This is a genomic window from Streptomyces sp. CA2R106, from assembly GCF_037034245.1.
In the GTDB taxonomy this organism is placed as follows: Bacteria; Actinomycetota; Actinomycetes; order Streptomycetales; family Streptomycetaceae; genus Actinacidiphila.
Genome location: NZ_JBAGKC010000024.1, coordinates 117,257 through 123,834, shown reverse-complemented (window position 1 = coordinate 123,834; position 6,578 = coordinate 117,257). Strand labels below are relative to the sequence as shown.

The window sequence follows — 6,578 nt, the reverse complement described above, 5'->3', positions numbered from 1 at the left end:
CTGGCCGGGGGAAGGTCGGCACCCCACGGGCCGGCCGGGGGGAAGGTCGGCACCCGCACCGGCGGACGGACCCGCCCCCGTGAACGTTCGGCCCCCGCCTGAGCGGGGTTGTCGGTGCGGTGGGGCAGGATAGGCGGGGATGACTGGTAATCCGTTGGACGACCCGCTGCGCAAGCTCGTCGGTGACCGTACGGCCAAGGTGCTCGGCGAGCATCTCGGGCTGCACACGACCGGGGACCTGCTCCACCACTATCCGCGGCGGTACGCGGAGCGCGGCGAGCTGACGCGGCTGGCCGACCTCCCGGTGGACGAGTACGTGACGGTGGTCGCGCAGATCGCGAAGGCGGACAAGCGGACGTACGGGCGCGGCTCGGGGGTGCGGCTGGAGGTCGTGGTGACCGACGGCAGCGGCTCGCTGACCCTGGTGTTCTTCAGCAAGGCGGCGCACGCGCACGCCCACCGGCTGATCCCGGGCCGGCGCGGCATGTTCTCCGGGAAGGTCTCGGTTTTCAACCGTACGCGCCAACTCGCGCACCCGGACTACCAGTTGCTCGACGCGGGTGCGGACGAGGGCCCGGACGCGAAGGACGCGGCCGACGCGTTCGCGAACCGGCTGATCCCGCTGTACCCGGCGGTGAAGCAGATCACGTCCTGGCGCATCGCGCAGGCGGTGGACACCGCGATCGACTCGCTGGGCGCGATCGGCTGGGCCGGGGTCGGGGAGCCGCTGCCGGCGGAACTGCGGGCCGGGCGCGACCTGGTGGGGTTGCCCGAGGCGCTGGAGAAGGTGCACCGGCCGCGGTCGAAGCGGGACATCGAGGTGGCGCGGCAGCGGCTGAAGTGGGACGAGGCGTTCGTCCTCCAGGTCGCGCTGGCCAGGCGCCGGGCCGACGAGTCGGCGCTGCCCGCGCTGCCGCGGGTGCCGGGCGGGGACGGGCTGCTGGCGGCGTTCGACCGGCGGCTGCCGTTCACCCTCACCGAGGGCCAGCGGGCGGTCTCCGCGGAGATCTTCGCGGACCTGGCCACGGAGCACCCCATGCACCGGCTGCTCCAGGGCGAGGTCGGCTCCGGCAAGACCATGGTGGCGCTGCGCGCGATGCTCGGGGTGGTGGACACCGGCGGCCAGGCGGCGATGCTCGCGCCGACCGAGGTGCTCGCCCAGCAGCACCACCGGTCGGTCACCGAGATGATGGGCGACCTCGCGGAGTCCGGCATGCTCGGCGGCTCCGAACTGGGCACCAAGGTGGTGCTGCTGACCGGTTCCATGGGGGCGGCGGCCCGCCGCACCGCGCTGCTGGACCTGGTCAGCGGGGACGCGGGCATCGTGATCGGCACCCACGCCCTGATCGAGGACAAGGTGAGGTTCCGCGACCTGGGCCTGGTGGTGGTGGACGAGCAGCACCGCTTCGGGGTGGAGCAGCGCGACGCGCTGCGCGCCAAGGCCGCGCAGCCGCCGCACCTGCTGGTGATGACGGCCACCCCGATCCCGCGCACGGTCGCGATGACGGTCTTCGGCGACCTGGAGACCTCGGTGCTCGACCAACTGCCCGCCGGGCGCTCCCCGATCGCCACCCATGTGGTGCCGGCGGCCGAGAAGCCGCACTTCCTGGCGCGGGCGTGGGAGCGGGTCCGCGAGGAGGTCGAGGCGGGCCACCAGGCGTACGTGGTCTGCCCGCGGATCGGTGACGAGGAGGACGCGAAGGCGGCCGCCAAGCCGGCCGGGAAGAAGGGCGGCGCCGCCGGGCCGAAGGACGGCCCCGGCCCCGACGACGCCGAGCGCCGCCCCCCGCTGGCCGTGCTGGAGGTCGCCGACCAGCTCGGCAAGGGCCCGCTGGCCGGTCTGCGGGTGGAGGCGCTGCACGGCAGGATGGCCCCCGACGCCAAGGACGACGTGATGCGCCGGTTCGCCGCCGGCGACGTGGACGTGCTGGTCGCGACCACCGTCATCGAGGTGGGGGTCAATGTGCCGAACGCCACCGCGATGGTGATCATGGACGCCGACCGGTTCGGCGTCTCCCAGCTCCACCAGCTGCGCGGCCGGGTGGGCCGGGGCAGCGCCGCCGGGCTGTGCCTGCTGGTCTCCGAGGCCCATGAGGCCAGTCCGGCCAGGACCCGGCTGGACGCGGTCGCCCGTACCCTGGACGGCTTCGAGCTGTCCCGGATCGATCTGGAGCAGCGCCGGGAGGGCGACGTGCTCGGCCAGGCCCAGTCCGGCAGCCGCTCCAGCCTGCGGGTGCTCGCCGTCATCGACGACGAGGAGGTGATCGCGGCGGCCCGCGACGAGGCCACCGCGCTGGTCGCCGCCGACCCCGAACTGGCCGCCCACCCCGATCTGCGCAGCGCGCTGGAGAGCCTGCTGGACGCCGACCGCGAGGAGTACCTCGACAAGGGCTGACGCCGTGGCGGGCCCGGGCGCCCGGTAGGGTCGGGGCCGTGAGCAAGTCATGACCCGCGTGATCGCCGGGGCGGCCGGCGGCCGCCGGCTCGCCGTCCCCCCGGGCAACGGCACCCGCCCCACCTCGGACCGGGCCAAGGAAGCGCTCTTCTCCACCTGGGAGTCGCTGCGCGGCCCGCTGGCGGGGGCCAGGGTGCTGGACCTGTACGCGGGCTCGGGCGCGGTCGGCCTGGAGGCGCTCTCCCGCGGCGCGGCGCACGTCCTGCTGGTGGAGGCCGACCCGCGGGCCGCCAGGGTGGTCCGGGAGAACACCGCCACGGTGCGGCTGCCCGGCGCCGAGGTGCGCCCGGCCCGGGCGGAGAAGGCGGTGGCCGGACCGCCGCCGGGCCCGCCGTACGACACGGTCTTCCTCGACCCGCCCTATGACGTGCCGGACCCCGAGCTGCGGGAGATCCTCCTCACACTCGCGGCCAACGGCTGGTTGACCGCCGACGCACTGGTCACCGTGGAACGCAGGACGCGCGGCGGTGCCTTCGAGTGGCCCGACGGCTTCGCCGGGGTGCGCTCGCGTACCTACGGGGAGGCGACTTTTTGGTACGGTCGCGCCGCCGAAGTTACCGGCGAGTCATGAACCCGCCATGAACCGCAGCCCGAGCGTCACCGCTACGGAGAGCGAGGAGCCACTCTTGCGCCGCGCAGTCTGTCCGGGGTCCTTCGACCCCATCACCAACGGACACCTCGACATCATCGCCCGCGCGTCCCGGCTGTACGACACCGTCCACGTCGCCGTGATGATCAACAAGTCCAAGCAGGGCCTGTTCGACATCGGCGAGCGGATCGCGCTGATCGAGGAGGTCACCGCGGAATTCGGCAACGTCCGGGTGGAGTCCTTCCACGGCCTGCTCGTCGACTTCTGCAAGCAGCGCGAGATCCCGGCCATCGTCAAGGGGCTGCGCGCGGTCAGCGACTTCGACTACGAACTGCAGATGGCCCAGATGAACATCGGCCTGTCCGGCGTGGAGACGCTCTTCGTGCCCACCAACCCCGAGTACAGCTTCCTGTCCTCCAGCCTCGTCAAGGAAGTCGCCCAATGGGGCGGTGACATCTCCCACTTGGTCCCGCCGCCGGTCCTCCGGGCGCTGACCGCGCGGCTCCGGCAGCAGTAGGCTTTGCCGCTGTGGACGTCCAGAAGAAGCTCGATGAGATCACGGCGACCGTCAGCGCAGCCCGGTCCATGCCGATGTCGGCCTCCTGCGTGGTGAACCGGGCCGACCTGCTCGCGATGCTCGAAGAGGTCGCCGCGGCGCTCCCGGACTCGCTGGCCCAGGCCCAGGAACTCCTGGGCGACCGCGAGCAGATGGTGGAGCAGGCCCGCGCCGAGGCGCAGCGGATCATCGAGTCCGCGCACGCCGAGCGCGGCTCGATGGTCTCGGACACCCAGATCGCCCGGCAGTCCCAGGACGAGGCCGACCGCATCCTCGCCGAGGCGCGCCGCGAGGCCGACGAGATCCGCGCCGAGGCGGACGACTACGTGGACAGCAAGCTCGCCAACTTCGAGGTGGTCCTCACCAAGACCATCGGCTCGGTGGACCGCGGCCGCGAGAAGCTGCTCGGACGCGACCCGTACGCCGAGGACGGCCAGGGCTACGCCGAGGACGACCCCGACGCCCCCGAGCGCAGCACCGACCCGGAGACGCTGCGCCGCCGCGCGGACGAGTACGTCGACACCAAGATGCGCGCCTTCGAGGCGGTGCTCAGCAAGACCCTCGAAGCGGTCGGCCGCGGCCGGCTCAAGCTCACCGGGCACAACCCGATCGACGACCTCGCCGCGCAGATCGCCGCCGCCGACGCGGCCGACGGCAGCGGCGAGGTGCGGCACCGGCAGTCCGACGACGAGTTCATGGCGGGCCTGGCCGCGCCGGCCGCCGACAACCAGGCCGACCTGTCGCAGTACGGCTACACCCCGGCAGTCGCGGCCGCCGCGCCGCAGCAGCCCGAGCAGCAGCAGGGCTACGAGGCCGACCCGGCCTACGAGGCGGACCCCGCCTACGGCTACCCGCAGCAGGAGGTCTACGCCCAGCAGGCCCAGCCCGGCGGCTACCCGCAGCCCCTGCCGCCCCAGCAGCAGGAGTACGCGCCGGCCGGCTACGACCCGTACGGCAGCCCGCAGCAGGGGTACGACTACCAGGCCGCCGCCCCGGTGGACCCGGCCGGCGGCTACGACCAGCAGTACGGCGGGCAGCCGCAGATCCCGTACCAGCAGCAGGGGCCGGAGTACGGCCAGCAGCCCGGGACGCAGCCCGCGGCGCTGGACGAGACCAGCTTCTTCGACACCGGCATGATCGACCTGAACCGGCTCCGGGAGCTGGAACAGGGCCTCTGACCTCGCCCTCGGCCCCGGTGTCGGGCTGCCGCCCCCCTGCGGCGACCGCCGGCGTTTGGGCCCGGGCGCACTGTCAAGTATCCTGTGGGCTCCAGCCGTGTCACGCACCGGCGCTTCGGCCTGCCCGTCCACCAGGGCCCTCCACGGGGACCGCGCGGACGCGGGCGTAACGCTGTAGGCCGTACCGATGAAAGCAGGAAGCCCTGAACACCCGCCTCGACCACCGCAACCCCCTCGTGTTCGACACACACGAGCTGGGTCGGCGTCCTGGTGCGATGAAGAAGGTCTCCCGCACGGTCTCCGCGCCCGTCGACCTCGGTATCGCCGAGGTCATCGGGGTGCCGGAGGGCGCCGACGTCGAGCTGGAGCTCCGCCTGGAGTCGGTCATGGAAGGCGTGCTGGTCACCGGCACCGCCCATGCGCCGGTGACAGGGGAGTGCATCAGGTGCCTGGAGCCGCTGGAGCGCGAGCTCGACGCGGAGTTCCAGGAGATGTTCTCCTACCCCGACGCCGACACCCGGACCGCCCGCAGGGACGAAGCCGGTGACGACGCCGCGGCCTCCGAGGAGGACGAGCTGTACCTCGAGGACGACCTGTTCGACCTCGAACCCGTGCTGCGGGACGCGGTGGTGCTCGCACTGCCCATGCAGCCGGTGTGCCGGGAGGACTGCCCGGGTCTGTGCCCCCAGTGCGGGGTGCGGCTCGCGGACGATCCCGACCACCACCACGAGGCGACCGACATCCGTTGGGCCGCCTTGCAGGACTTCCAGCAGAACGGCACCGGAGACGGTGCCGACGAGAACCAGGAGAAGTAGCCGTGGCTGTTCCGAAGCGGAAGATGTCGCGCAGCAACACGCGCCACCGCCGTTCGCAGTGGAAGGCTGCGCCCGTGAGCCTGGTGGCCTGCGAGCGCTGCCACGAGCCGAAGCTCCAGCACATCGCGTGCCCGAGCTGCGGCACCTACAACCGCCGTCAGGTCCTCGAGGTCTGATCGGCAGGTGACAGGCCCAGTGTCCTCAACGTCCTCCACGCCCGACACCCCGGTGTCGAAGAAGGCCGCCGCGGACAAAGCCTCGTCCCACACGCTTCTGGAAGGGCGGCTCGGGTACCACCTCGAGCCCGCCCTTCTGGTGCGTGCGCTCACCCACCGCTCGTACGCGTACGAGAACGGCGGGCTGCCCACCAACGAGCGGCTGGAGTTCCTCGGGGACTCCGTGCTCGGCCTGGTGGTCACCGACACTCTCTACCGCACCCACCCCGACCTGCCCGAGGGCCAACTGGCCAAGCTCAGGGCCGCGGTGGTCAACTCGCGGGCCCTGGCCGGGGTCAGCCGCGGGCTCGACCTGGGCGCGTTCATCCGGCTCGGCCGCGGTGAAGAGGGAACCGGCGGGCGGGACAAGGCATCGATCCTCGCGGACACCCTCGAAGCGGTCATCGGCGCGGTCTATCTCGACCAGGGCCTCGACGCGGCTTCGGCACTCGTCCACCGGCTCTTCGACCCGCTGATCGAAGAGTCCTCCAACCTCGGCGCCGGCCTGGACTGGAAGACCTCGCTCCAGGAGCTCACCGCCGCCGAAGGGCTCGGCGTCCCCGAGTACGTCGTCTCCGAGTCCGGCCCCGACCACGAGAAGACCTTCACGGCTGCCGCCCGCGTCGGTGGTGTCGAGTACGGCACCGGCACCGGCCGCAGCAAGAAGGAGGCGGAGCAGCAGGCGGCGGAAGCAGCCTGGCGCTCCATCCGCGAAGCGTCCACCTCACAGCCGGCGGGCTGAGCCCCTCCCGAACGCCGGGCGCGCCGAC

7 protein-coding genes are annotated in these 6,578 nt (G+C 72.6%); all 7 read left to right on the top strand.

The window, feature by feature from the left end:
- Positions 1–139 precede the first annotated feature (139 nt).
- Complete coding sequence (gene recG / locus WA788_RS27270; protein WP_335981619.1) at positions 140–2,395, top strand: ATP-dependent DNA helicase RecG; 2,256 nt, start codon at positions 140–142, stop codon at positions 2,393–2,395.
- Positions 2,396–2,444: 49 nt separating this feature from the next.
- Entirely contained in the window at positions 2,445–3,026 is a 582-nt protein-coding gene (gene rsmD / locus WA788_RS27265; protein ID WP_335981617.1) for a 16S rRNA (guanine(966)-N(2))-methyltransferase RsmD, read from the top strand.
- A gap of 55 nt (positions 3,027–3,081) precedes the next feature.
- Positions 3,082–3,561 carry a pantetheine-phosphate adenylyltransferase gene (gene coaD, locus WA788_RS27260; RefSeq protein ID WP_335981615.1) on the top strand — a complete coding sequence of 160 codons (480 nt, stop codon included), beginning with the start codon at positions 3,082–3,084 and terminating at the stop codon, positions 3,559–3,561.
- Positions 3,562–3,572: 11 nt separating this feature from the next.
- Positions 3,573–4,778, top strand: coding sequence for an ATP synthase F0 subunit B (locus tag WA788_RS27255; RefSeq protein ID WP_335981613.1), 1,206 nt, complete (start codon positions 3,573–3,575; stop codon positions 4,776–4,778).
- Positions 4,779–4,981: 203 nt separating this feature from the next.
- Positions 4,982–5,593 carry a YceD family protein gene (locus WA788_RS27250; RefSeq protein ID WP_335981641.1) on the top strand — a complete coding sequence of 204 codons (612 nt, stop codon included), beginning with the start codon at positions 4,982–4,984 and terminating at the stop codon, positions 5,591–5,593.
- A 2-nt stretch (positions 5,594–5,595) separates the two neighbouring features.
- Positions 5,596–5,769: a 50S ribosomal protein L32 gene (gene rpmF / locus WA788_RS27245; RefSeq protein WP_069465182.1), complete on the top strand. Its 174-nt coding sequence runs from the start codon at positions 5,596–5,598 to the stop codon at positions 5,767–5,769.
- A 19-nt stretch (positions 5,770–5,788) separates the two neighbouring features.
- A complete protein-coding gene (rnc, locus tag WA788_RS27240; protein WP_335981608.1) occupies positions 5,789–6,550 on the top strand; it encodes a ribonuclease III in 762 nt (253 codons plus the stop codon).
- The last annotated feature ends 28 nt before the right edge of the window (positions 6,551–6,578 follow it).